Origin of the sequence: Microbacterium sp. WCS2018Hpa-9, from assembly GCF_031843745.1 — a bacterium.
Classification (GTDB): domain Bacteria; phylum Actinomycetota; class Actinomycetes; order Actinomycetales; family Microbacteriaceae; genus Microbacterium.
On record NZ_JAVTIY010000003.1, the window covers coordinates 1 to 23,476 of the forward strand.

At 68.9% G+C, this 23,476-nt stretch carries 22 protein-coding genes; 14 read left to right on the forward strand and 8 right to left on the reverse strand.

Translation table 11 applies throughout. The features are described from left to right. Nucleotides 1–168 precede the first annotated feature (168 nt). The gene (locus tag RQG82_RS06695) at nucleotides 169–945 is read right to left on the reverse strand and encodes an IclR family transcriptional regulator (protein WP_311258331.1); all 777 of its coding nucleotides are present in this window, start codon (nucleotides 943–945) and stop codon (nucleotides 169–171) included. A gap of 52 nt (nucleotides 946–997) precedes the next feature. Between RQG82_RS06695 and hutH the strand changes: the two genes are divergently transcribed. The 5 genes from hutH to RQG82_RS06720 all read left to right on the forward strand — a co-directional run bounded on the left by hutH (nucleotide 998) and on the right by RQG82_RS06720 (nucleotide 7,181). Further along, nucleotides 998–2,539, forward strand: a complete 1,542-nt coding sequence (gene hutH / locus RQG82_RS06700; RefSeq protein WP_311258332.1) for a histidine ammonia-lyase — start codon at nucleotides 998–1,000, stop codon at nucleotides 2,537–2,539. Further along, a complete protein-coding gene (gene hutU, locus RQG82_RS06705; protein ID WP_311258333.1) occupies nucleotides 2,532–4,217 on the forward strand; it encodes a urocanate hydratase in 1,686 nt (561 codons plus the stop codon). The genes hutH and hutU overlap by 8 nt, the downstream gene beginning before the upstream one ends. Further along, nucleotides 4,214–5,422, forward strand: a complete 1,209-nt coding sequence (gene hutI / locus RQG82_RS06710) for an imidazolonepropionase (protein WP_311258334.1) — start codon at nucleotides 4,214–4,216, stop codon at nucleotides 5,420–5,422. The genes hutU and hutI overlap by 4 nt, the downstream gene beginning before the upstream one ends. Continuing rightward, nucleotides 5,403–6,308, forward strand: a complete 906-nt coding sequence (locus RQG82_RS06715; protein ID WP_311258335.1) for an arginase family protein — start codon at nucleotides 5,403–5,405, stop codon at nucleotides 6,306–6,308. The genes hutI and RQG82_RS06715 overlap by 20 nt, the downstream gene beginning before the upstream one ends. A gap of 75 nt (nucleotides 6,309–6,383) precedes the next feature. Next, a complete protein-coding gene (locus tag RQG82_RS06720; protein WP_311258336.1) occupies nucleotides 6,384–7,181 on the forward strand; it encodes a phosphotransferase in 798 nt (265 codons plus the stop codon). Here the strand turns inward: RQG82_RS06720 and RQG82_RS06725 are convergent. After that, a complete protein-coding gene (locus tag RQG82_RS06725; RefSeq protein WP_311258337.1) occupies nucleotides 7,132–7,782 on the reverse strand; it encodes a hypothetical protein in 651 nt (216 codons plus the stop codon). The two genes, RQG82_RS06720 and RQG82_RS06725, sit on opposite strands and share 50 nt — an antisense overlap. A gap of 61 nt (nucleotides 7,783–7,843) precedes the next feature. Continuing rightward, on the reverse strand, nucleotides 7,844–9,121 hold the full coding sequence (locus tag RQG82_RS06730; RefSeq protein ID WP_311258338.1) for a DUF445 family protein: 1,278 nt from the start codon (nucleotides 9,119–9,121) through the stop codon (nucleotides 7,844–7,846). A 118-nt stretch (nucleotides 9,122–9,239) separates the two neighbouring features. Here RQG82_RS06730 and RQG82_RS06735 point away from each other — a divergent pair, with 118 nt between their 5' ends. The 3 genes from RQG82_RS06735 to RQG82_RS06745 are packed head-to-tail and all read left to right on the forward strand — an operon-like array spanning nucleotide 9,240 to nucleotide 10,242. Then, nucleotides 9,240–9,530, forward strand: a complete 291-nt coding sequence (locus RQG82_RS06735) for a type II toxin-antitoxin system Phd/YefM family antitoxin (protein ID WP_311258339.1) — start codon at nucleotides 9,240–9,242, stop codon at nucleotides 9,528–9,530. Beyond that, nucleotides 9,530–9,940, forward strand: a complete 411-nt coding sequence (locus RQG82_RS06740; protein WP_311258340.1) for a type II toxin-antitoxin system VapC family toxin — start codon at nucleotides 9,530–9,532, stop codon at nucleotides 9,938–9,940. The genes RQG82_RS06735 and RQG82_RS06740 overlap by 1 nt, the downstream gene beginning before the upstream one ends. Before the next feature lie 29 nt (nucleotides 9,941–9,969). Further along, complete coding sequence (locus RQG82_RS06745) at nucleotides 9,970–10,242, forward strand: metal-sensitive transcriptional regulator (protein ID WP_042537810.1); 273 nt, start codon at nucleotides 9,970–9,972, stop codon at nucleotides 10,240–10,242. A gap of 21 nt (nucleotides 10,243–10,263) precedes the next feature. On the opposite strand, the gene RQG82_RS06750 is transcribed toward RQG82_RS06745, so the two are convergent. After that, complete coding sequence (locus tag RQG82_RS06750) at nucleotides 10,264–11,811, reverse strand: amino acid permease (RefSeq protein ID WP_311258341.1); 1,548 nt, start codon at nucleotides 11,809–11,811, stop codon at nucleotides 10,264–10,266. Nucleotides 11,812–11,967: 156 nt separating this feature from the next. On the opposite strand from RQG82_RS06750, the gene RQG82_RS06755 reads away from it, so the two are divergent. From RQG82_RS06755 to RQG82_RS06775, 5 genes are read left to right on the forward strand one after another with little or no spacing between them, the layout of a single operon-like run. Next, complete coding sequence (locus RQG82_RS06755) at nucleotides 11,968–13,323, forward strand: glutamine synthetase family protein (RefSeq protein ID WP_311258342.1); 1,356 nt, start codon at nucleotides 11,968–11,970, stop codon at nucleotides 13,321–13,323. Then, nucleotides 13,304–14,056 (forward strand): gamma-glutamyl-gamma-aminobutyrate hydrolase family protein, encoded by a 753-nt coding sequence (locus tag RQG82_RS06760; RefSeq protein ID WP_311258343.1) that lies wholly within the window; start codon nucleotides 13,304–13,306, stop codon nucleotides 14,054–14,056. The genes RQG82_RS06755 and RQG82_RS06760 overlap by 20 nt, the downstream gene beginning before the upstream one ends. After that, complete coding sequence (locus RQG82_RS06765; RefSeq protein WP_311258344.1) at nucleotides 14,053–15,414, forward strand: aldehyde dehydrogenase family protein; 1,362 nt, start codon at nucleotides 14,053–14,055, stop codon at nucleotides 15,412–15,414. Before RQG82_RS06760 ends, RQG82_RS06765 begins: the two co-directional genes overlap by 4 nt. A gap of 44 nt (nucleotides 15,415–15,458) precedes the next feature. Next, a complete protein-coding gene (locus RQG82_RS06770) occupies nucleotides 15,459–16,238 on the forward strand; it encodes a 3-oxoacyl-ACP reductase (protein ID WP_311258345.1) in 780 nt (259 codons plus the stop codon). Between the two features lie 33 nt (nucleotides 16,239–16,271). After that, nucleotides 16,272–17,000 carry a GntR family transcriptional regulator gene (locus RQG82_RS06775; RefSeq protein WP_311258346.1) on the forward strand — a complete coding sequence of 243 codons (729 nt, stop codon included), beginning with the start codon at nucleotides 16,272–16,274 and terminating at the stop codon, nucleotides 16,998–17,000. Nucleotides 17,001–17,021: 21 nt separating this feature from the next. Here the strand turns inward: RQG82_RS06775 and RQG82_RS06780 are convergent, their stop codons facing one another. After that, nucleotides 17,022–18,410 carry an aspartate aminotransferase family protein gene (locus tag RQG82_RS06780; protein WP_311258347.1) on the reverse strand — a complete coding sequence of 463 codons (1,389 nt, stop codon included), beginning with the start codon at nucleotides 18,408–18,410 and terminating at the stop codon, nucleotides 17,022–17,024. Nucleotides 18,411–18,433: 23 nt separating this feature from the next. Then, nucleotides 18,434–19,918, reverse strand: a complete 1,485-nt coding sequence (locus RQG82_RS06785) for a CoA-acylating methylmalonate-semialdehyde dehydrogenase (RefSeq protein ID WP_311258348.1) — start codon at nucleotides 19,916–19,918, stop codon at nucleotides 18,434–18,436. Nucleotides 19,919–20,070: 152 nt separating this feature from the next. Between RQG82_RS06785 and RQG82_RS06790 the strand changes: the two genes are divergently transcribed. Beyond that, entirely contained in the window at nucleotides 20,071–21,555 is a 1,485-nt protein-coding gene (locus RQG82_RS06790) for a PucR family transcriptional regulator ligand-binding domain-containing protein (protein ID WP_311258349.1), read from the forward strand. A gap of 2 nt (nucleotides 21,556–21,557) precedes the next feature. Here RQG82_RS06790 and RQG82_RS06795 read toward each other — a convergent pair whose 3' ends face one another. Both RQG82_RS06795 and RQG82_RS06800 read right to left on the reverse strand, forming a co-directional pair. After that, the gene (locus tag RQG82_RS06795; protein WP_311258350.1) at nucleotides 21,558–22,952 is read right to left on the reverse strand and encodes an aspartate aminotransferase family protein; all 1,395 of its coding nucleotides are present in this window, start codon (nucleotides 22,950–22,952) and stop codon (nucleotides 21,558–21,560) included. Continuing rightward, entirely contained in the window at nucleotides 22,949–23,416 is a 468-nt protein-coding gene (locus RQG82_RS06800; protein ID WP_311258351.1) for an Lrp/AsnC family transcriptional regulator, read from the reverse strand. The genes RQG82_RS06795 and RQG82_RS06800 overlap by 4 nt, the downstream gene beginning before the upstream one ends. Between the last annotated feature and the right edge of the window lie 60 nt (nucleotides 23,417–23,476).

Here is a 23,476-nt window from a genome sequence, read left to right on the forward strand (position 1 = left end):
TGGTACTGCAGGGGGGACCCTGTGGGAGAGTAGGACACCGCCGGACTTCTTTTAAACAGAAAAGCCACCCAATGTTGGGTGGCTTTTCTGCGTTAACGTGCGTTCGAGATGTGAGCATGCGTCAGCGTGATCGCGACAAGACTCGCCGTCGGAGCTCTGCGTGGGCTCTTATCGCTTGAGCCGCGACTCGAGCACGGATGCGGTCTCGCGCACGGCGTCGGCGAGCACGCTCTCGTCGAGATCCGCCCCCGCCCAGGTCACCGCGACAGCGGCGACTGGCCAGCCGGCGTGATCGCAGACGACCGCACCGACGCTCCGCAGACCCTCTGCCACCTCACTTTCCTCCGTCGCATAGCCGCGTGCGCGCACCGTGCGCAGCAGTTCGCGCAGCTCAGACGGCTTCCGTGGACCGAGTCCGGTGCGATCGGGGAAGGCAGAGGCGCTCGGATAAAGAGCGCGGACCTGCTCGCGGGGGAGCGCCGCCAGCATCGCTCGCCCCGACGCGGTCAGGTGGGCCGGAAGCCGCACTCCGACATCGGTGATGAGGGCCTGGCGTCGAGGCGCACGCTCCTCGACGATGTAGAGCACATCCCCGCCGCTCATCACCGCGAGGTGCGCGCTCTCGCCGAGGCGGTCCGACAGCGCCGCGACGAGCGGACGACCGAGACGAGCGAGGGGCTGCTGCCTGGCATACCCGCCGGCGAGTTCGAACGCCGAGGTGCCGAGTCCCCAGCGCTGGTCCTCGCGCAGGTGAAGGACGAACCCGTGCGCCGCGAGCGTGGCCAGCAGGTGATAGACGGTCGAGCGCGGCAACCCGAGTTCGCGGGCGATGGCCGACGCGGCGACCGGGGCAGGGCGCCCGGCCAGATAGCGCAGGATCCGCAGCGTATTGTCGGCCGCCGGGACCTGCGTTGCGGCATCCGCTCTGTCTGGGATCACAGACACAGGATGTCACGAACCGCTGTCGCCCGCGACCCGGCGGGTGTGGAATCGAGACATGACCGAACTGCCCCCCGTCCTCGTCGGCGATGCCCCGCTGAGCCACGCCGATGTCGTCGCGGTCGCCCGACACGGCGCCCCCGTCACGATCAGTCCCGCAGCCCTCGACCGCGTCGCGGCGACGCGATCGGTCATCGACGGACTCGCTGCCGATCCGAACCCGCACTACGGCGTCTCCACCGGATTCGGCGCGCTGGCCACGACGTTCATCGCCCCGGATCGCCGACTGCAGCTGCAGGCCAGTCTGATCCGCTCGCACGCGGCAGGGACCGGTGCCGAGGTCGAGCGCGAGGTCGTGCGCGGGCTCCAGCTGCTGCGACTGCAGACCCTCACGTCTGGGCGCACGGGCGTGCGGCCGGTCGTCGTCGAGACCTACGCGGCGCTGTTGAACGCCGACATCACGCCGGTCGTCCGGGAGTACGGCTCGCTCGGCTGCTCGGGCGACCTGGCACCTCTCGCTCATATCGCGCTCGCCACGATGGGGGAGGGAGACGTGCGTGACGCAACCGGCGATCTGATCCCGGCATCCGAGGCTCTCGCTGCCGTGGGTATCGAGCCCCTCACCCTCGTCGAGAAGGAGGGGCTCGCGCTCATCAACGGCACCGACGGCATGCTGGGCATGCTCATCTTGGCGCTGCACGATCTCGAGACCCTGCTGCTCACGGCCGACATGGCGGCGGCGATGTCGGTGGAGTCGCAGATGGGCACGGACGCCGTGTTCGCAGCCGACCTCATGGCGCTGCGCCCCCAGCCCGGACAGGCCGAGTCGGCCTCGAACCTGCGGTCGTTCCTGCGCGATTCACCGATCGTACACAGCCACAAGGGGCCCGAGGACGGCCGCGTGCAGGATGCGTACTCGCTGCGCTGCTCGCCCCAGGTCCATGGAACCGCGCGCGACACCATGGGCTATGCCTCGACCATCGCCGAGCGAGAGCTCGCCAGCGTGATCGACAACCCGGTCATCACTGTCGACGGCCGCATCGAGTCGAACGGCAACTTCCACGGCGCCCCTGTCGCTGCCGTCCTCGACTTCCTGGCGATCTCCGTGGCCGATGTCGCCTCGATCTCCGAGCGGCGCACAGACCGGGCTCTCGATCCGGCACGCAACCACGGTCTGCCTCCGTTCCTCGCAGACGAGGTCGGCGTCGACTCGGGGCTGATGATCGCTCAGTACGCCTCCGCCGGCATCGTCTCCGAGCTCAAGCGCCTCGCCGTGCCGGCATCCGTCGATTCGATCCCCTCATCGGCCATGCAGGAGGACCACGTGTCGATGGGCTGGGCCGCGGCTCGCAAGCTCCGTCGGGCGATCGACGGACTCGGCCGTGTCATCGCGATCGAGATCCTCACCGGCGCTCGCGCCCTCGACCTGCGTGCCCCGCTGCAAGCAGGGCCCGCGACCGGCGCCGTGCGCGATCTCGTGCGCACCGTCGCCGCAGGGCCTGGACCCGACCGATTCCTCTCCCCAGACATGGAAGCCGTGACCGCAATCGTGCAGTCCGGCGCAATCGCCCGCATCGCAAAGGAGCACGCGCATGACTGACACCACGACTCCCGACTCGACGGCGACCCCTGCCGGATCGCGCGTGGTTCGCGCCACCCGCGGCAACCAGCGCACCGCCAAGAGCTGGGGTGCGGAAGCCGCCAAGCGGATGCTGATGAACAACCTCGACGCCGAAGTCGCCGAGCACCCCGAAGACCTCGTCGTCTACGGCGGCACCGGCAAGGCCGCGCGCAGCTGGGAGGCGTACGACGCGATCGTCCGCACCCTCGACGAGCTCGAACCCGACGAGACGCTGCTGGTGCAGTCGGGCAAGCCCGTCGGCGTCTTCCGCACGCACGAGTGGGCGCCGCGGGTGCTCATCGCGAACTCGAACCTCGTGGGCGACTGGGCGAACTGGCCCGAGTTCCGCAAGCTCGAAGAGCTGGGTCTGATCATGTACGGCCAGATGACCGCAGGGTCGTGGATCTACATCGGAACGCAGGGAATCCTGCAGGGCACGTACGAGACGTTCTCGGCTGTCGCCCGATCCCTCGGCCGGGAATCGCTGAAGGGCACACTGACGCTTACGGGTGGTGCCGGCGGAATGGGCGGCGCGCAGCCGCTCGCCGTCACACTCAACGACGGGGTCGCGCTGATCGTCGACGTCGACGAGTCGCGCCTCGCACGCCGGGTTCAGCACGGATACCTCGACGAGTACACGACCGATCTCGACGCGGCCGTCGCCCGGGTAGTCGCAGCCAAGCAGGACGGCGAGGCGCTCTCGGTCGGCGTCGTCGGCAACGCGGCAGAGGTCTTCCCCGAGCTGCTGCGTCGGGGCGTGCCGATCGACATCGTCACCGACCAGACCAGCGCGCACGATCCGCTCGCCTACCTGCCGGTGGGCATCTCGGTCGCCGAGTGGAAGGCCGAGGCCGAGCGGGATGCCGAGGAGTTCACCCGGCGCTCGCGCGAATCGATGGCGCAGCACGTCGCCGCGATGGTGGCCTTCCAGGATGCCGGGGCCGCGGTGTTCGACTACGGCAACTCGATCCGGGCCGAGGCGCAGCTGGGCGGCTTCGACCGGGCGTTCGAGTTCCCCGGTTTCGTGCCGGCGTACATCCGCCCGCAGTTCGAAGAGGGCCGCGGACCCTTCCGCTGGGCCGCGCTCTCGGGAGACCCCGAAGACATCTACAAGACCGATCGCGCGATCGCCGAGCTGTTCCCCGAAGACAAGGCGCTGCATCGCTGGCTCGAGAAGGCCGGTGAGAAGGTGCACTTCGAGGGATTGCCCGCCCGCATCTGCTGGCTCGGCTACAAGGAGCGTCACCTCGCGGGCCTCAAGTTCAACGAGATGGTGGCGTCGGGCGAGCTGGCCGCGCCGATCGTCATCGGCCGCGACCACCTCGACTCGGGGTCGGTCGCCTCGCCGTACCGCGAGACCGAGGCCATGAAGGACGGCTCTGATGCGATCGCCGACTGGCCGCTGCTGAACGCGCTGCTCAACACGGCATCCGGTGCGTCGTGGGTGTCGCTGCACCATGGTGGCGGCGTCGGGATCGGCCGCTCGATCCACGCGGGGCAGGTCACGGTGGCCGACGGCTCGGCGCTCGCCGCGGAGAAGCTCGAGCGTGTGCTCACGAACGACCCGGGCACCGGCGTCATGCGTCATGTCGATGCCGGATACGAGCACGCTCGCGACATCGCCCGTGAGCGCGGCCTGAAGGTGCCGATGCTGTGAGCACCTCGCTGATCACGAACATCGGTGAGCTGACGACCAACGTCGGCTCACCGGGTGGCGAGCGCTTCGGCACTCTGCACGAGGCGGCGGTGCTCATCGACGGCGATCGGATCGCCTGGGTCGGATCCGCCGCGGACGCCCCGGATGCCGACGAGACCGTCGACGCGGCCGGTCGAGCGGTCATCCCGGGGTTCGTCGACAGCCATAGCCATCTCGTGTTCGGCGGCGATCGCGCCGCCGAGTTCGAGGCGCGCATGGCCGGGCAGAAGTACGCGGCCGGCGGCATCCGCTCGACCGTCGCGGCGACCCGAGCGGCGAGCGACGCGGAGCTGCGCGCGCGGCTGCGCGGATTCGTCGACGAGTTGCTCGCCCAGGGAACGACCACGGTCGAGATCAAGAGCGGCTACGGGCTGAGCGTCGCCGACGAGGAGCGCCTGGTGCGCCTCGCGGCCGAGGTCACGCCGGAGGTCACTTTTCTCGGCGCGCATGTGGTTCCCGCGGACTATGCCGAGCGTGCCGACGAGTACGTCGATCTGGTGGCCGGCGCGATGCTCGACGCGTGCGCGCCGCATTCGAAGTGGATCGACGTGTTCTGCGAGACCGGGGCGTTCTCGGTCGAGCAGTCGCGGCGCGTGCTCGAGGCGGGCATCGCGAAGGGCCTGATGCCCCGCGTGCACGCGAGCCAGCTCGGTCCGGGTGACGGCGTCCGTCTCGCGGTCGAGCTCGGCGCGGCCTCCGTCGACCACGGCACCTACCTGACGGATGCTGACATCGCGGCGCTCGCCGCATCCGACACCGTGCTCACGCTTCTGCCCGGGGTCGAGTTCTCGACCCGCCAGCCGTATCCGGATGCCCGTCGACTCATCGACGCCGGGGTCGCGGTGGCGATCGCGTGCGATACGAACCCGGGGTCGAGCTTCACCTCGTCGATGCCATTCTGCATCGCGATCGCCGTGCGCGACATGGGGATGACGCCCGCCGAGGCCGTGTGGGCGGCGACCGCGGGTGGCGCTCTGGCGCTGCGGCGCGACGACGTCGGCGTGATCACGCCGGGGGCGCGGGCCGATCTCGTGCTCCTGAAGGCGCCCACGCGCATCCACCTGGCCTACCGTCCGGGTGTGCCCCTCGTCGAGCAGGTCTGGAAAGACGGTGTCGCGGTCTTCGCGGCTCACGGAACGGAGAATCATGGCTCTGTCGCACGATGACCTCTGGCCGCGCGCCGGTTCGTGGCACGCGTTCGCTGCGGGGGATGACGCGGATGCCGTGCTGCTCGGCGTGCCCACCTGGCGCACCTCGCTGTCGCCGACCGGCGCGTACGCGACACCCGCAGCGATCCGCGATGCGCTCACCCGTTACAGCTCCACCCTCATGGGGCCGCCGGTCGTCGAACTCGCCGAGGCGCTGCGCGTGCTCGACGCCGGTGACGTGGTCGAGCCGGACGGCGAGCCCGGCATCGCCGCGACGGTCGCCCGGGTTCGTGAGCTCGCAGACGCCGCGCGTCTCGTCATCGCGCTCGGCGGTGACAACGCGCTGACCTACCCGGTCGCGCGGGGCGCTCGGGCCACCGGACTCATCACGATCGACGCCCACTTCGACCTGCGCGACGGTGTCTCGAACGGCTCACCCGTGCGCCGGCTCGTCGAGGATGCGCCGGAGGGCGAGCGGATCGATCCGACGCGGATCGTGCAGATCGGGATCGCGGACTTCGCGAACTCCGCCGCGTACGCCGCGCGCGCGGCCGACTGGGGCATCCGCGTGATCACCCTCGACGAGGTGCGCCGACGTGGCATCGCCGAGGTCGTCGCCGAAGCCACGCGCATAGCCGGAGCGGGCGCAGGCGCCCGCATCCACCTCGATGTCGACGTCGACGCGGCCGATCGGGCCGCGGCACCCGGCTGTCCGGCATCCGTCCCCGGAGGTTTCGCCGCGTGGGAGCTGCGCGGTCTCGTGCGCTCGATCGTCGCGGACCCGCGCGTCGTCAGCGCGGACCTCGCCGAGGTCGACGCGACGGCCGACACCGACGACATGCGCACGGTGCGGCTTGCCGCGCTGTGCGTGCTCGAGATGCTCGCGGCCCTCGCGGGGCGCTGACCTGCCGCGGCGTGCGATCGCGGCAACAAGGCATCGGGCATTCGCTCGTTCGCATCGGGTTGTTACGCTCGAGCGATGTTCGACGATGAGGTTGCTCTCCCCGGCGGGAACGCTTCGGGCGAAGACACCGTGCGCGTCGGTGCGACGGTGCGAAAGCCGTGGTCGAACTCCACGGAATCGGCGTCACGGTACATGAGCTGGATCCGCAGCGCAGGAGTGGATGTGCCGGACTGGCGCGGTCGCGACAATGATGGGCGTCAGGTGCTCGAGTTCGTGTCGGGAGATCTGGCGATGAATCTGGGTCCGCTCGCCGACAGTATGCTGCGACGGGTCGGGGCGATGGTCCGGCAGATTCACGATGCCAGCAGCTCGTACGAAGACAGCGCCGCCACCTGGGACGTTCTGATTCCCCCGCCTGGCCCGGCGGATCTGGTCTGTCACAACGACCTCGCTCCCTGGAACCTCATCGTCGGCGAGGGGCGACTGGTGTTCATCGACTGGGACGGGGCCGGTCCCAGCACTCGGCTCTGGGACCTTGCGTATGCGGCGCAATCGTTCGCAGTTCTGGATGAGTCTCAACCGGTATCCCATGCCGCGCGCCGTCTTCGTGCCTTCGTCGATGGGTACGCCGCCGACGCGGATCTCCGGGCTGCGCTGCCGGATGCGATGCTCCAGCGGACTCAGGCGATGTACGAGCTGCTCCACGACGCGCACACGCGCGGCCGCCAGCCGTGGGGGACGATGTTCGTCGAAGGACATGGCGACTTCTGGTCGTCGACCGCGCAGTACGTCGCGCGCAACATCGACGCCTGGCACGACGCCCTCACAGACGACGGACGGCCGTCGCGGCGAGCAGCCCCGCGGCCGGGATGAGGTTGATGCTCAGCCCGGGTTGTAGAACCGTTGCGACGATCAGCATGACGGTCGCGACGATCCCCAGAATCCACGAAAGCGGCCCGGTCGGCACGGGGCTCAGCAGGCCGATCACCACACCGATGACGCTGAGGAGCGCTGCAGGGCCGACCGCGCCCAACCAGTACTCCGCGCCCGTCATAGGTGCGTACTCGTCGTGAACGTGCATCGTCGACCCGTACCAGGTCAGTCCGAGGATCCACGCGGTGGACAGAGCAGCGAGAAGCACAAGAGCCAGTCGCGCCGGGCGATCGTGAGGGACGAACAGGGCGATGAGAGGGCCGACGACCACGACGACGAGCCACATGATGCCGAGGAGCCCCGCAATGCTGAGGTATCCGATGCTGTCGCTGCAGATCCAGGTGCCCGCTCCCTCAGAGCCGGGCGGCTGCATCCCGCAGTTGTGGTGCAGCTGGTCTCGCACGAGCTCCAGGGCCGAGCTCGCGAGGACGAAGGCGATGACGCCGCTGGCGAGCACAGCCAGTGCTGCAAGTGCTCGGCGCCCCCATCGTCCACCCGCTTCCCTGCGGGATGAACTGGTGACTGTGTCGGTGGCGCCCATAGGTGTGGACCCTAGCAACACGACCTGGATCGGGAGCATCCACCCGACGGATGCTGCGGCGTCAGACCCCGGGGATGACCAGGTGCGCGATCGTGAAGATGGCAAGACCCGCGAGCGCACCGACGAACGTGCCGTTCAAGCGGATGTACTGCAGGTCACGGCCGACCATGAGCTCGATCTTCTCGGTGGTCTCGACCGGGTCCCATCGCTCGACGGTGTCGGTGATGATCGACGCGATGTCGTGGCGGTAGCGGTCGACGAGGAACACCGCGGCATCCGACACCCACGTGTCGACGCGGTGCTGCAGCGCGGCATCCGTCGTCAGCCGTTGGCCGACCTCCTGCAGGGCCTGAGCCGCGCGCACGCGCAGTCCGCTCTCGGGGTCGGCGAGGGCGGCGAGCAGTCCATTCTTCGCCGTGTTCCACGCCTCGGCGGCGAGGGCGCCCACGCGCGGGCTGTCGAAGAGCGACGACTTGGCGTTCTCGAGCTTGGCCCGGGTCTCCGGGTCGTTCTGCAGGCTGTCCGCGAGGCGGGCGAGGTAGCCGTCGACAGCGATGCGAGCCGGATGCTGCGGGTCCGCCTGCACAGCACGCACGAACTTCACGGCTTCGTTGTAGGCGGTGTCGTCGACGAAACGGTGCGCGAGCTTCGGCACCCATCCCGGGAGCCTCCGCGAGATGAGCCCCGAGAACGACTCGGCGTTCGCGTCGAGCCAACGGCCGATGCTGTCGGCGGCGAGGTCGACGGCTCCGTGGTGGGCGCCGGCCTCGACGATCTTCTCTAGCCAGGCGCCGGCGGGCGGGCCCCACTCGGGGGAGACGAGGTGCTCACGAGCCAGGTCGGTGATGAGGTCGCGCACGTCGTCGTCGCTGAGGGCGTTGAGCACCGCAGTCGCGATCGTCGCTCCCTCGGCGCCCACGCGCTCGGCGTGGGCGGGCTCGCTCAGCCATTCGCCAGCGCGCTGGGCGATCGCGGTGCTGGCGAGCTTGGTGCGCACGACGCTCGCCTCGAGGAAGTTCGTCTCGACGAACTCGCCGAGGGTGCGGCCGATCTCGTCTTTGCGGCTGGGGATGATCGCGGTGTGCGGGATCGGCAGGCCGAGAGGGCGCCGGAACAGCGCGGTGACTGCGAACCAGTCGGCGAGGGCGCCGACCATCCCGCCCTCCGCGGCGGCACGGACGTAGCTCAGCCACGGCTGCCGCTCCTGGAACGCGAACGCTATGACGAACACGACGGCCATGAAGATCAGCGCACCGAGCGCCACCGCCTTCATCCGTCGGAGGGCGCGCAGGCGCACCTGATCTGCGGGAGACAGTAGCGCCATCGGTGTTCGCGGCATGACGTCATCCTTTCACGGGGAGTTCTCGGTGAGGTCGGCTTCCGGCGTCGCGGCGACCGACGTATCGCCGGGAAGACACTGTGTAGTACTCTCACTACATTGAGAATCGGGGTCGATCATGGTCACCATGAGTGCGCGAGAATTCAACCAATCGGTAGCGAGAGCGCAGCGGCTCTCCGAAAGCGAACCGGTGATCGTCACCCGGCGTGGTGAGCCCGCGTACGTCCTGTTGAGCATCGAGGACTACGACCGAATGGTGGCGTCCTCCCCGCAGCGCGCGTCTCGATCCTTCCTCGACATCGTGGGGCCACCGCCTGGAGTGGTTTTCGATGACGGCGACGAGTTCGAGCGAATTCTCACCGACATCCGGAAGAACACTCCAGATCGCCCACCGTTCGAGTTCGACTGATGTACCTGCTCGACACGAATGTCATCTCTGAGGGTCGGCGCCCCGACAGAGGTGACCGCGGCGCGCTGGCGTGGTTGGATGCGCTGGACGCCGACCAGTGGTGGGTGAGCGTCGTCACGGACTACGAGCTGGAGCTCGGCGCGGCCGGGATGCGTTATCGCGACCCTCGACAGGCCGCGCTGCTAGATCTGTGGCTCGCGCACGCCCGACGTGGGTATGCGGCACAGATACTCCCGGTCACCTCGGAGATCGGTCGGATCTGCGCAACGATCCAGGTGCCGAACCGGCGCCCGTTGACCGATGCCCTCATCGCGGCCACCGCGCTGCATCACGGGCTGACACTGGTCACCCGAAACGAGAGGGACTTCGACATCCCGGGGCTCGCCGTGATCAACCCGTTCTCGGGCTGACAGTCGCAGGACCCGAGTACCCTCGAAACGTGATCGAAGACATCAAGAAGCGTGCATTGCACCGCACCAGCATCCTCGAGGGTCAGATGCGCGGTGTCGCGCGGATGATCGAGAACGAGGAGTACTGCATGGACATCATCACGCAGTCGCGCGCGATCCAGCGCTCACTGGAGTCCCTCAACCGCCTGCTGCTCGAGAACCACCTGCGCACGCACGTGACGCACATGTTCGACGAGGGTGGGGAGGAGCGCGACAAGGCCGTCGACGAGCTGCTCAAGGCGTTCGACTTCGACCGCAAGTAGAGCCGCGCTCCTCCGTTCCGATCAGCGCCCTCCGTCGAAGACCTCGCCTTCCATGGCGTCGTAGCCCTCGGCCTGCGGGTCGCCATGCGAACCGCCCGACAGTGCGTACTCCTCCTCGGGGGAGAGGATGAGCCGGTGCCGGAAGAACAGGCCGAATCCGAGAAGGATGATCGCGTAGACGATCGCGATCGCGATGATCGCCGGGCCGAAGGTCGGGTTCAGCAGGAAGCCCACGAAGATCAGCACGGCGATCACCAGAGCGATGACGGCACCCGGGATGCCCCACGGGCTGACGTACGGCCGGTCGACGTTCGGGAACTTCTTGCGCAGGATGATGAACGACACGAGCTGCAGGGCGTAGGCGACGACGGCTCCCCAGACGGCGATGTTCAGCACGATCGCACCGGCGACGGTGCCCGCGCCCTCGGAGTCGACCGCGGTGAGCACGTCGAGCACGATCAGGGCGACGAAGCCGATGGCGGCCCCGACGGTGAGCGCGACCCACGGCGTCTGCCGCTTGCCCGTCAGCGAGAGGAACCGCGGGTAGTAGCCGGCGCGAGACAGCGAGTACATGTTGCGTCCGTAGGCGAACATGATGCCCTGCAGCGAGGCGAGCAGGCCGATGAGTGCGAACAGTGCGAGCACGGCGGCGAGCTGGTCGCCGACGATCGCGCGGAAGCCGTCGAGCAGCGGTTCGCCGGCGGTTCCGGTCGCTTCGGCGCCGAGCACGCCGGTGTTGAGGAAGAGCACCAGGAGGCCGGTGACGATGAGGGTGCCGCGAGCCCAGAACCCCGCCTTGGGGATGTCGCGCGTCGGGTTGTGCGATTCCTCCGCAGCGAGCGGGAGCTCTTCGATGCCGAGGAAGAACCACATCGCGAACGGCAGTGCGAACAGGATCGGGAGGACGCCGTGGGGGAGGAATGCCGTCTGGCCTTCGTCGGGAACGATGTCCCACAGGGCATCCCACGAGAACGCGCCCGAGAAGATCGCCATGGCGGAGAAGACGAGGATGATGCCGATCGAGATCACCGACACGATGATCGCGAAGCGGAACGAGATGGCGGCGCCCGCGGAGTTCAGGGCGATGAAGACGATGTAGAGGATGAGGTACCAGACCCATCCGGGCAGTTCGAGTCCCAGCAGCTCGCTGGTGATCCCATTCGCATACGACGCCGAGAAGTAGACGATCACCGCCGTGGTCGCGACGTATTCGATGGTCTCGGCCGCGCCGGTGACGAGGCCGCCCCAGGGGCCCATGGCGGAGCGCGCGAACGAGTAGGCGCCGCCGGTGTGCGGCATCGCGGCCGCCATCTCGCCGATGGCGAAGATCATGCCGTAGTACATCGCGACGAGGATCGCGAAGGCGATGAGCATCCCGCCGAAGCCGGCGAAGTCGATGCCGAAGTTCCACCCGGAGAAGTCGCCCGAGATCACCGCGGCGACCGCGAGCCCCCACAGACCCCAGACTCCAGCAGACCTCTTCAGGGTGCGTTTCTCGAAATAATCACTCCCGGCGCGTGTATAGGTCGCTCCGGCGACCTTGCGGGATTCATTGCTCTGCTGGGACATCCGCTCTCCGTTCGCATGCGTGCAGGCGCCGGGTGCACCTTGCGGACGATTGTGACAGTCAATGGTGGTTTCGTCTACCTTTAAACGTCGAGGTGATCTACTCTGAGGGCGAAGCCGGTCGGCCGATCGCTTCACAGCACGAGAACGGAGCGTCAGATGGCGGGCAACCTGAGCATCGAACAGCTGGATGCCGGCATCGCCGCCGGCGAGATCGACACGGTGATCGTGGCATTCGCCGACGCGCAGGGTCGACTGGTCGGCAAGCGCGTGTCGGCGCGGCTGTTCCAGGAGGACATCCTGGCCCACGGTGCCGAGGCGTGCGACTACCTGCTCTCGGTCGATGTCGACATGAACACGGTCGACGGCTACGCGATGTCGGGCTGGGATCGCGGTTACGGCGACATGGTGCTCAAACCAGACGCCGAGACGCTGCGCAACATCCCGTGGCTCGACGGCACCGTGCTGGTCATGGCCGATCTGGTGTGGCAGAACGGCGAGCCCGTCGGGCCGTCGCCCCGGGCCATCCTCGACCGCCAGCGCGACCGTCTCGCCGAGCGCGGGTGGACCGCGTACTCGGGCACCGAGCTCGAGTTCATCGTCTTCGACAACACCTATCGCGATGCGTGGGGGCGCAAGTACGAGGGACTGACACCTGCCACCGACTACAACGTCGACTACAACCTGCTCGCGTCGACCCGCATGGAGCCGCTGCTGCGCGACATCCGCAACAGCATGGACGGCGCGGGGATGTACTGCGAGGGCGTGAAGGGCGAGTGCAACTTCGGTCAGCAGGAGATCGCGTTCCGCTATGCGGAGGTGCGCGAGACGGCCGACCAGCACGCGATCTACAAGAACGGTGCCAAGGAGATCGCGGAGCAGCACGGTCAGGCGCTCACGTTCATGGCCAAGTTCAACGAGCGCGAGGGCAACAGCTGTCACATCCACCTGTCGCTGCGCGATGAGTCGGGCGCTCCGGTGATGGCGGGCGACGGCGAGCACGGCTTCAGTCCGGTCATGGAGCACTGGATCGCCGGCATCCTCGCCACTCTGCGCGAGTTCACCCTGCTGCTCGCGCCGAACATCAACTCCTACAAACGGTTCGCGAAGGGCAGCTTCGCCCCGACCGGCGTGGCGTGGGGCATCGACAACCGCACATGCGCGCTGCGCGTGGTCGGCTCAGGCTCGGGCCTCCGTGTCGAGAACCGGGTGCCCGGCGGTGATGTGAACCCCTACCTCGCCATCTCGGCGATCATCGCGGGCGGTCTGCACGGCATCGAGAACGAGCTGCCGCTGCCCGAGCGGTTCACGGGCAACGCCTATGAGGCGGGCGTCGATCATCTGCCGACGACGCTGCGCGAAGCCGCGAAGCTCTTCAGCGAGTCGACCATCGCGCGTGCGGCGTTCGGCGACGACGTGGTCGAGCACTACCTGAACCAGGCGCGCATCGAGGTCGAGGCCTACGACGCGGCCGTCACCGACTGGGAGCGCATCCGTGGCTTCGAGCGCCTCTGACCCGGCGCCGCTGATCGGCGTCACGACGTACCTCGAGCGGGCGCAGCAGGGGGTGTGGGACGTCAGGGCGGCGTTCCTGCCCGAGCAGTACCTCACCAGCGTCACCTCCGTCGGCGGCATCGCGCTGCTTCTGCCTCCGCAGGATCCGGATGCCGCTGATGCGGCGATCTCGGGCATGGACGGCCTCGTGCTCTCCGGAGGGGCGGACGTCGCGCCCGAGCTGTACGGCGAGGACCGGCATCCGCTCACCGACCCCGCCCGGGTCGACCGAGACGCGTGGGAGCTCGCGCTGTTCCACGCTGCTGAGCGCCGCGGCATCCCGGTGCTCGCGATCTGCCGAGGTCTGCAGCTCGTGAACGTCGCCCGCGGAGGCACCCTGCAGCAGCATCTGCCCGAGTCGCTCGGCACCGAGAAGTACCGCATCGGCGGGGGTGTCTTCGCCGAGAACGACGTCGAGGTGTCGACCGAGACGCCGCTCGCCGAGATCATCGGCGAGACCGAGATGCGGGTGCACAGCTACCACCACCAGGGCGTCGATCGCCTGGGCGAGGGTCTCGTCGCCGCAGCGCACTCAGACGACGGACTCGTGCAGGCCTTCGTCGACACGTCGGCCGGTCACATCGTCGGCGTTCAATGGCACCCCGAGGAGAACGCCGAGGACCGGCGACTCTTCACCGATCTCGTCTCACAGGCCCGTGCGTTCGCCGCACGGCGGAAGGAGGACGCACGATGAGCGCGTTCACAGTCATCAACCCGTCGACCGGTGCGTCGATCCGCGAGATCGCGCGCGCCGACATCGGCGAGACGGATGCCGCGATCGCCCGCGCCGTCGCGGCGCAGCGCCGGTGGGCGGCGCTCGCCCCTGTCGCGCGGGCCGATGCCCTCCGCGCGTTCGCGCGCACGGTCGAGGCCGCGGTCGAGGAGTTGGCTCAGCTCGAGGTGCTGAACTCCGGGCATCCGATCGGGTCGGCCCGGTGGGAGGCGGGCCACGTCGCGCAGGTGCTCAACTACTACTCGGCCGACCCCGAGCGGCTCTCGGGGCGGCAGATCCCCGTGGCTGGCGGCCTCGACGTCACGTTCCACGATCCCTACGGGGTCGTCGGCGTCATCGTGCCGTGGAACTTCCCGATGACGATCGCCGCCTGGGCGTTCGCGCCGGCGCTCGCCGCGGGCAACGCCGTGGTGCTGAAGCCGGCCGAGCTCACGCCGCTCACGGCCATGCGCATCGGTGAGCTCGCTCTCGAAGCGGGCCTCCCCGAAGGGCTCTTCGAGGTCGTCACCGGGTCGGGTTCGGTCGTCGGGCAGCGGCTCGTCGAGCATCCGGATGTCCGCAAGGTGGTGTTCACCGGCTCGACCGAGGTCGGCATCGAGGTCGCCGCCGGCTGTGCGCGTGCGCTCAAGCCGGTGACCCTCGAGCTCGGCGGCAAGAGCGCCAACATCGTCTTCGCGGATGCCGACCTCGAGAAGGCCGTCGCCGCGGTTCCCGGATCGGTGTTCGACAACGCGGGGCAGGACTGCTGCGCGCGGAGCCGGCTGCTCGTGCAGCGCTCGGTGTACGACCGGTTCCTCGAGATGCTCGAGCCGGCTGTCGCGGCGTGGCGGGTCGGCGACCCGTCGAGTGCCGACACCGACATGGGGCCGCTGATCTCGGCCGCGCACCGCGACACCGTGTCGGGGTTCCTCGACGACGCGAACATCGCGTTCCGGGGCAGCGCACCGCAGGGTGATGGGTTCTGGTTCGCACCCGCCGTGGTGCTCGCCGACCCTGCCGATCGGATCGCCCAGCAGGAGGTGTTCGGCCCCGTGGTCGCGGTGATGCCCTTCGACGACGAGGCCGACGCGATCCGCCTGGCCAACGACACCGCCTACGGCCTCGCCGGATCGATCTGGACCGAGAGCCTGGGCCGCGCGGTGCGCGTGTCTCGCGGGGTGCAGAGCGGCGTGCTCTCGGTGAACTCGCACTCATCGGTGCGCTACGCGACGCCCTTCGGCGGCATGAAGGCCTCCGGTCTCGGGCGCGAACTCGGACCCGACGCCGCCGAGCACTTCACCGAGACCAAGAACGTCTTCTTCGCGACCGACGAATCCTGACAGCGACACCCGGCCCGACCTTTTCACTGCAACGGAGAACACACATGAGCATCGATCTGACCCAGCGCCTCAAGGACCGCGTCGCGATCATCACCGGCGGCGCGAGCGGCATCGGCTTCGCCACAGCCCAGCGATTCGCCGCCGAGGGCGCGTTCGTCGTCATCGCCGACGTCGACCCCGTCACGGGTGAGAAGGCGGCAGCCGAGGTCGGCGGAGCGTTCCGCACGGTCGATGTGGCCGACGAGACCAAGGTGAACACGCTCTTCGACGGCGTCGCCGCAGAGTTCGGACGCATCGACATCGCGTTCAACAACGCGGGCATCTCACCTGCCGACGACGACTCGATCGAGACGACCGAGTTGCCGGCCTGGGATCGCGTGCAGGACGTGAACCTCAAGAGCGTGTACCTGTGCAGCCGGGCGGCGCTTCGCCACATGGTGCCGGCAGGTCGGGGTTCGATCATCAACACGGCCTCGTTCGTGGCGCTGCTGGGGTCGGCGACCTCGCAGATCAGCTACACCGCGTCGAAGGGCGGCGTGCTCGCGATGTCACGCGAGCTGGGCGTGCAGTTCGCGCGGCAGGGTGTGCGCGTCAACGCGCTGTGCCCGGGACCGGTGAACACGCCTCTGCTGCAGGAGCTGTTCGCCAAGGACCCCGAGCGGGCGCAGCGTCGACTCGTGCACGTGCCGATGGGGCGCTTCGCCGAACCGTCCGAGCTGGCGGCGGCCGTGGCGTTCCTCGCCTCGGATGACTCGTCGTTCATCACCGCAAGTGCCTTCGTCGTCGACGGTGGCATCACGAACGCCTACGTCACCCCGCTGTGAAGCGGGATCATGTCGCTGTGACAAGGTGAAAGCATGAGCGAGCACCCTCCAGACGGCGATCTCGTCGAGGTGCGCCGGGCGGTCTACCGTCCGCTGCGCCGAGGCAACGCCCTCGAGGATGCGGTCGCTCGCCTCGTGCAGACGATCCGTCTCGGCGTGGTCGCCCCGGGGGAGTCACTGCCGCCCGAGCGCGAGCTCGCGGCATCCTTCGGGGTGAGCCGCGACACCGTACGCGAGGCGATCCGCGAGCTGGCGGACACCGGCTACCTCGTGCCGAAGCGCGGTCGATACGGCGGCACTTTCGTCGCCGATCCGCTGCCCCAGCCGTCGGATGCCGGGGCCGTGACCACTGCCGAGTTCGACGACGTGCTGGGTCTGCGGCGCGTGCTCGAGACCGGAGCGGTGCGGGCGGCCGCGAGTCGTTCGCTGGACGCCGCGACGCGCGCCGACCTGTGGGCGCGACACGAGGCGGCGCTGCCGGCCGGACCCGAGGAGTACCGCCGACTCGACACTCTGCTGCACCTCGCGATCGCCGAGGCCGCCGGCATCCCGTCTCTCGTCGCTCTGGTCGCCGAGAACAGGGCCGATGTCAACGCGTGGCTCGACACGTTCCCGCTGATGCCGCGCAACATCCAGCACTCGGGAGAGCAGCACGAGCGCATCGTCACGGCGATCCTCGCCGGGCGGCCGGAGGTCGCTGAAGCCGCGATGCGCGATCACCTCGCGGGCTCCGAGGCACTGCTGCGCGGCTTCCTGATCTGAACCCGCGCAGCAGCGGCAGGGTCAGGCGTCGGCGTGCTCGTCGGCGACGGCGAGGGCCTCGTCGATCACGGAGAGACCGCGCACGAGCTCCTCCTCGCTGATCACGAGCGGCGGTGCGATGTGCACGCGGTTGAAGTGCGTGAACGGCCAGACACCGGCCTTCTTGGCGGCGGTGGCGAAGGCGGCGACCGGCGCAGCATCCGCTCCACTCGCGTTGAACGGAACCAGCGGCTCTCGTGTCTGCTTGTCGCGCACCAGCTCGACGGCCCAGAAGAGGCCGCGACCGCGCACCTCTCCGACGCTCGGGTGCGCGTCTACCCACGAGCGCAGGGTCGGCTCGACGATGCGCTCGCCGAGGTCGCGCACGCGCTCGAGGATGCCGTCGCGGCGGAACACCTCGAACGTCGCGACACCTGCGGCGCAGGCGAGCGGATGCCCCGAATAGGTGAGTCCGCCGGCGAAGGGCGTGGTGTCGAAGACCCGTGCGATGCGCTCCGAGATGACGACCCCGCCGAGCGGCACGTATCCCGAGTTCACGCCCTTGGCGAAGGTGATCAGGTCGGGGCGCCCGTCGTAGGCGTCGATGCCGAACCACTCGCCGAGTCGTCCGAAGCCGACCATGACCTCGTCAGCGATGTAGACGATCCCGTAGCGATCGCACAGCTCGCGCACGCCCTGCAGGTATCCGGGGGGCGGCACGAGCACGCCGTTCGTGCCGACGACGGTCTCGATGATGATCGCGGCGATCGTCTGCGGGCCCTCGAGCTGGATCGTCTGCTCGAGGTGGGCGAGCGCCCGCTCGGATTCCTGCTCCGGGGTCTCGGCGTGGAAGGGCGAGCGATACAGGTAAGGCCCGAAGAAGCGCACGGCAGCCGAGTCGCCCGTGTCGTTCGCCCAGCGCCGGGGGTCACCCGTCAGCGAGATCGCGGTCGCGGTCGAGCCGTGGTAGCTGCGGTACATCGACAGCACCTTGCGGCGACCCGTCGACTGGCGGGCCATGCGCACCGCATACTCGTTGGCCTCAGCGCCGCCGTTCGTGAAGAACACCTTCTCGAAGCCCTCGGGCGCGACCTCGACGATGAGTCGGGCGAGCTCGCCGCGCACATCGTTCGCGATCGCGGGCTGGATGGTCGAGAGCCGGCCCGCCTGCTGCTGGATCGCGGCGACGAGGTCGGGATGCTGGTGGCCGAGGTTCAGGTTGACCAGCTGGCTCGAGAAGTCGAGGTAGGCGTTGCCGGCGTAGTCCCAGAACGTCGAGCCCTCGCCCGCGGCGACAGGAAGCGGATCGATCAGGCCCTGCGCGCTCCACGAGTGGAACACGTGACCGCGGTCGTCGGCGCGCACCTGCGCCTCGGCCTCGGGAGCGGGCAACGGGTGGGATACGCCATGGCGGTCGGTGAAGTTCGTCATGTCTCGTGTCTCTCTCTGAGCGTTCAGTGGTTGCTCGGGAAGCCCAGGTCGATCTGCGAGGGCGTGTGGTCGGGCCAACGAGTGGTGACCACCTTCGACCGGGTGTAGAAGTGCACCGACTCGGGGCCGTAGATGTGCGAGTCGCCGAACAGCGAGTCCTTCCAGCCGCCGAACGAGTAGGCGCCGATCGGCACGGGGATCGGCACGTTGACGCCGACCATGCCGACCTCGATGTCGAACTCGTACTGACGGGCGGTGCCGCCGTCACGCGTGAAGATCGCCGTTCCGTTGCCGTACGCGTTGGCGTTGACGAGCTCGACCGCCTCGGCATACGTCTCGACGCGAACCACCGAGAGCACCGGACCGAAGATCTCGTCGTCGTAGACCTTCATGCCGGGGGCGACCTGATCGATCAGGCTGACTCCGATGAAGAATCCCTCCGAGTCGAACTGCTTCGTCGTGCCGTCGACCACGACCGTCGCGCCCTCTGCGGCGGCTCCGGTGACATACGAGGCGACGCGGTCGCGGTGTTCGCGGGTGATGAGCGGGCCCATCTCGCTCGCAGCATCCGTGCCGGGTCCGATCGAGAGACCGCCGATGCGCGAGGCGATGGCGGCGACCAGGTCATCGGCGATGTCGCCCACGGCCACCAGCACCGAGACGGCCATGCAGCGCTCGCCGGCCGACCCGTACGCGGCCGAGATCGCGGCGTCGGCGGCGGCATCGATGTCGGCATCCGGCATCACGACCATGTGGTTCTTCGCTCCGCCGAGCGCCTGCACGCGCTTGCCCGCCGTCGAGGCGCGCTGGTAGATCGAGCGGGCGATGGGGGTCGAACCCACGAAGCTGATGGCGTTCACCCGCGGCGACTCGAGCAGCGCGTCGACGGCTTCTTTGTCGCCGTGCACGACGTTCAGGACGCCATCCGGAAGCCCTGCCTCCTGGAAGAGCTTCGCGAGCCAGACAGCCGCCGAAGGATCCTTCTCGCTGGGCTTGAGCACCACGGTGTTGCCGCACGCGATCGCCGAGGCGACCATCCACAGCGGCACCATCACCGGGAAGTTGAACGGGGTGATCGCCGCGACGACGCCGACCGGCTGCTTGACCGAGTGCACGTCGACACCACGCGAGACCTGCTCGCTGCGCTCGCCCTTGAGCAGGTGCACGAGACCGGCCGCGAACTCGATGTTCTCGATGCCGCGCGAGACCTCGCCGGCAGCGTCCGAGAGCACCTTGCCGTGCTCCGACGTGACGATCGCGGCGAGCTCGGGCGTGCGCTCCTTGAGCAGCTGGCGCAGGCGGAAGAACACATCGGCGCGCTTGATGAGGCTCGTCTCGCGCCACGCGGGCAGAGCGGATGCCGCGGCGGCGATCGCCTGGTCGACCTCGGCCGTCGAGGCGAAGGCGACCTGCTTGGTCACCTGTCCGGTGGCGGGGTCGAAGATCTGACCCGTGCGTGCCGCCTCGGCGGTCTCTGCTCCATTGATGATGTGACGGACGGTGTCCACGGGGCTCCCTCGCAGTGCGTGATCCGCATCGAACACTCTGACCGGGGTTCGATACGCTGGCTTCCTCCCATGATCACAGAGCGCGAAGGGCGGTTCGGGTGTCAGAGCGTAGCGAGATCGGCGGTATCCGGACAGATCGTCCGGTTCGGGGCGTGTATCTCACCGTCGCCGATGTGCTGGCCGAGCCCGCCGTGCAGGCGGGCGAGCCCGACGTGCTCGTCGGGGGTGCGACGTTGGATGCCGCGGTGCGGTGGGTGCACGTCTCCGACAGCGTCGGCGTCGCGCGTCTGCTCGACGGCGGAGAACTGCTGCTGACGACGGGTGCAGGGTGGCCGTTCGACGACGGAGAGCTGCGCGCCTTCGCGTCGAGCCTGCATCGAGCGGGCATCGCGGGAATCGTCTTCGAGCTGAGTGCGGCCCGCGCGGCGGTGCCGCAGCCGGTCGTCGATGCCTGCGCGACGGTGGGTCTCGCCCTCGTCGCCCTGACCCGCGAGGTGAAGTTCGTCGCCGTGACCGAGGCCGTGCACCACGCCCTGATCGCCGCGCAGACCCAGGCGCTGCATGAGCGCCAGCATCTGCACGAGCTGTTCACCGCACTGAGCCTGCAGGGGGCGCCCGCCGATGTCGTGGTGGCCGAGACAGCCAGGGCCCTCGGTGCTCCTGTGGTGCTCGAGAACCTCGCGCGCGAGGTGATCGCGGCCGAAGGGCTCGGGATGCCGATCGCCCAGGTGCTCGACGAGCGAGGCGGCGCCGAGCAGGTTGCCGTGCAGGCGAGAGGAGTGCGCTGGGGCACGTTGCTCGCGCTTCCGGGCCCGCCGCACCCCGCCGGCCGCGTCACCGTGCTCGAGCAGGGGGCGACGGCGCTCGCGTTCGGCTGCATCGCCGACGGCGGCGACGCGGAATGGTCGCTGCTCGCGCAGCGCGCCGTGATCGACGACCTGCTCGGCGCGCGCTTCGCCAGGGCGGAGGACATCGACGCCCGGCTGCGCGCAGGGGGCTTCGCGCTCGCCGAGTGCCAGTGCCACGGCATCGTGGCGCGGGGATCGCGATCGATCAGCGAGCTCGCGTATCGCGCGCGGCAGGCGGGCTTCGCGGTGGTCGCCGCCCGCGTGGCCGACGACGACGTCGCGCTGCTGTCTCTGCCCGCATCCGCTGCGCTGTCCGACGAGGTGCTGCTGCGCATCGCCGGCCCCGACCGTGCCGTCTTCGTGGGCCCGGTCGCCGACGACGTCACGGGTCTTCTCGCCTCGCTGCGCGCCGCGCGCGACCTCGCCGACAGCGACAGGGCCGAGGGTGGGGCGAGGGTGCGCCGCGTCGACGACCGCCCGCTCGAGCGACTCGTCGCCACTCTGCGCGACGACCACCGACTGCACGAGCACAGCGAGCGGATGCTGGCACCGCTGATCCGTCATGATCGCGAACGCCGGGGCGACCTGCTCGATGTGCTCGCCGCTCTCGTCGCGCACCCGGGCAACCGCTCCGCGGCGGCCGCGGCGAGCCACCTGTCGCGGTCGGTGTTCTATCAGCGGATCACGCTGATCAGTGATCTCCTGGGCGCCGACCTCGACGACGGCGAGACGATCGCGGCACTCCACCTCGCGCTGCTGGCGAGGCGGCGCACCGCGGCATCCGACTGACGTCAGAGAACCGACTGCGCGTCGGTGAGCACGCTCCGCAGGATCTGACCGATCTCGCGGAACTCGGCAGGGCCGACCGTCAGCGGCGGTGCGAGCTGGATCACTGGGTCGCCGCGGTCGTCGGCGCGGCAGTAGAGCCCGGCCTCGAACAGTGCGGGGGAGAGGAAGCCGCGCAGCAGCCGCTCGGACTCGTCATCGTCGAACGTCTCCCTCGTGGCCTTGTCCTTCACGAGCTCGATGCCGAAGAAGTAGCCGTCGCCGCGCACGTCGCCGACGATGGGCAGGTCGAGGAGCGTCTCGAGCTCGGCTCGGAACAGGGGTGAGTTCTCACGCACCCGCTCGTTGAGTCCCTCCTCGTCGAAGATGGCGAGGTTCTCGAGGGCGACTGCCGCCGAGACGGGGTGGCCGCCGAAGGTGTAGCCGTGCGGGAACGACACGTCGCCCTTCGAGAACGGCTCGTAGATGCGGTCGCTCACGATCGTGGCGCCGATCGGCGAGTAGCCGCTCGTCATGCCCTTGGCGCACGTGATCATGTCGGGCACGTAGCCCAGGCCGGTGCAGGCGAAGGTGTGGCCGAGGCGGCCGAACGCGCAGATGACCTCGTCGGAGACGAGGAGCACGTCGTGGCGGTCGCAGATCTCGCGCACTCGGGCGAAGTATCCGGGAGGGGGCGGGAAGCATCCGCCCGAGTTCTGCACCGGCTCGAGGAAGACGGCGGCGACGGTGTCTGCGCCCTCGAACAGGATCATCTCCTCGATGCGGTCGGCCGCCCAGCGGCCGAAGGCCTCGAGGTCATCGCTCGGGCCGCCCATCTCCGCCGCGCGGTAGAAGTTGGTGTTCGGCACCCGGAAGCCGCCGGGCGTGACGGGCTCGAACATCGATTTCATCGCCGGGATGCCGGTGATCGCCAGCGCGCCCTGCGGGGTGCCGTGGTAAGCGACGGAGCGCGAGATGACCTTGTGCTTGGTGGGCTTGCCCATCAGCTTCCAGTAGTGCTTCGCGAGCTTGAACGCGGTCTCGACCGCCTCGCCGCCTCCGGTCGAGAAGAACACGCGGTTGAGATCGCCGGGGGCCTCGTCGGCCAGGCGGTCGGCGAGCTCGATGGCCGCCGGGTGCGCATACGACCACAGCGGGAAGAACGACAGCTCGGATGCCTGCTTCGCGGCGGCCTCGGCGAGACGGCGGCGTCCGTGCCCGGCGTTGACGACGAAGAGGCCCGAGAGCCCGTCGAAGTAGTCCTTACCCTTCGAGTCCCAGATGCGGTGGCCGTCACCCTTGACGATGATCGGCACGCCGCTCTTCTCCATGGTCGACTGCCGCGTGAAGTGCATCCACAGGTGGTCTTTGGCCATGGCCTGGAGTTCGGCCTCGGACGGAGTCGTGCGTTGCGTGCTCATCTGGTCCCCCAGTTGTAGAGCTGCTTCTGCAGCTTGGCGTAGATGAAGGTCTCGGTCGACAGCACCCCGTCGATCGGGCGGATGTGGTCGTTGATGAGGGCGAGGAGGTCTTCGTCGTCCTCGCAGACGACCTCGGCGAGGATGTCGAAGGATCCGACCGTGATCACCACATAGTCGATGGCGGCGATCTCGGCGATGGCCTCCGCCACCACTCTGGTGTCGCCCGAGACGCGGATGCCGATCATGGCCTGCCGAGGGAAGCCCAGCTGCATCGGATCGGTCACGGCGACGATCTGCATCACGCCGGACTCGGTGAGACGCTGCACGCGCTGGCGCACGGCGGCCTCGCTCAGGCCGACCTCACGCCCGATATCGGAGTAGGAGCGCCGCCCATCCTCCTGCAGCAGCTCGATGATCGTCTTGGCGACACCGTCCAGCGGGGGATGCTTCTTTGAGGACGTCATGATGCGATCCTCGCACCGGAGCGGGCTGCCTTCAACCGATTCCGCAGAATTACCTGAGTC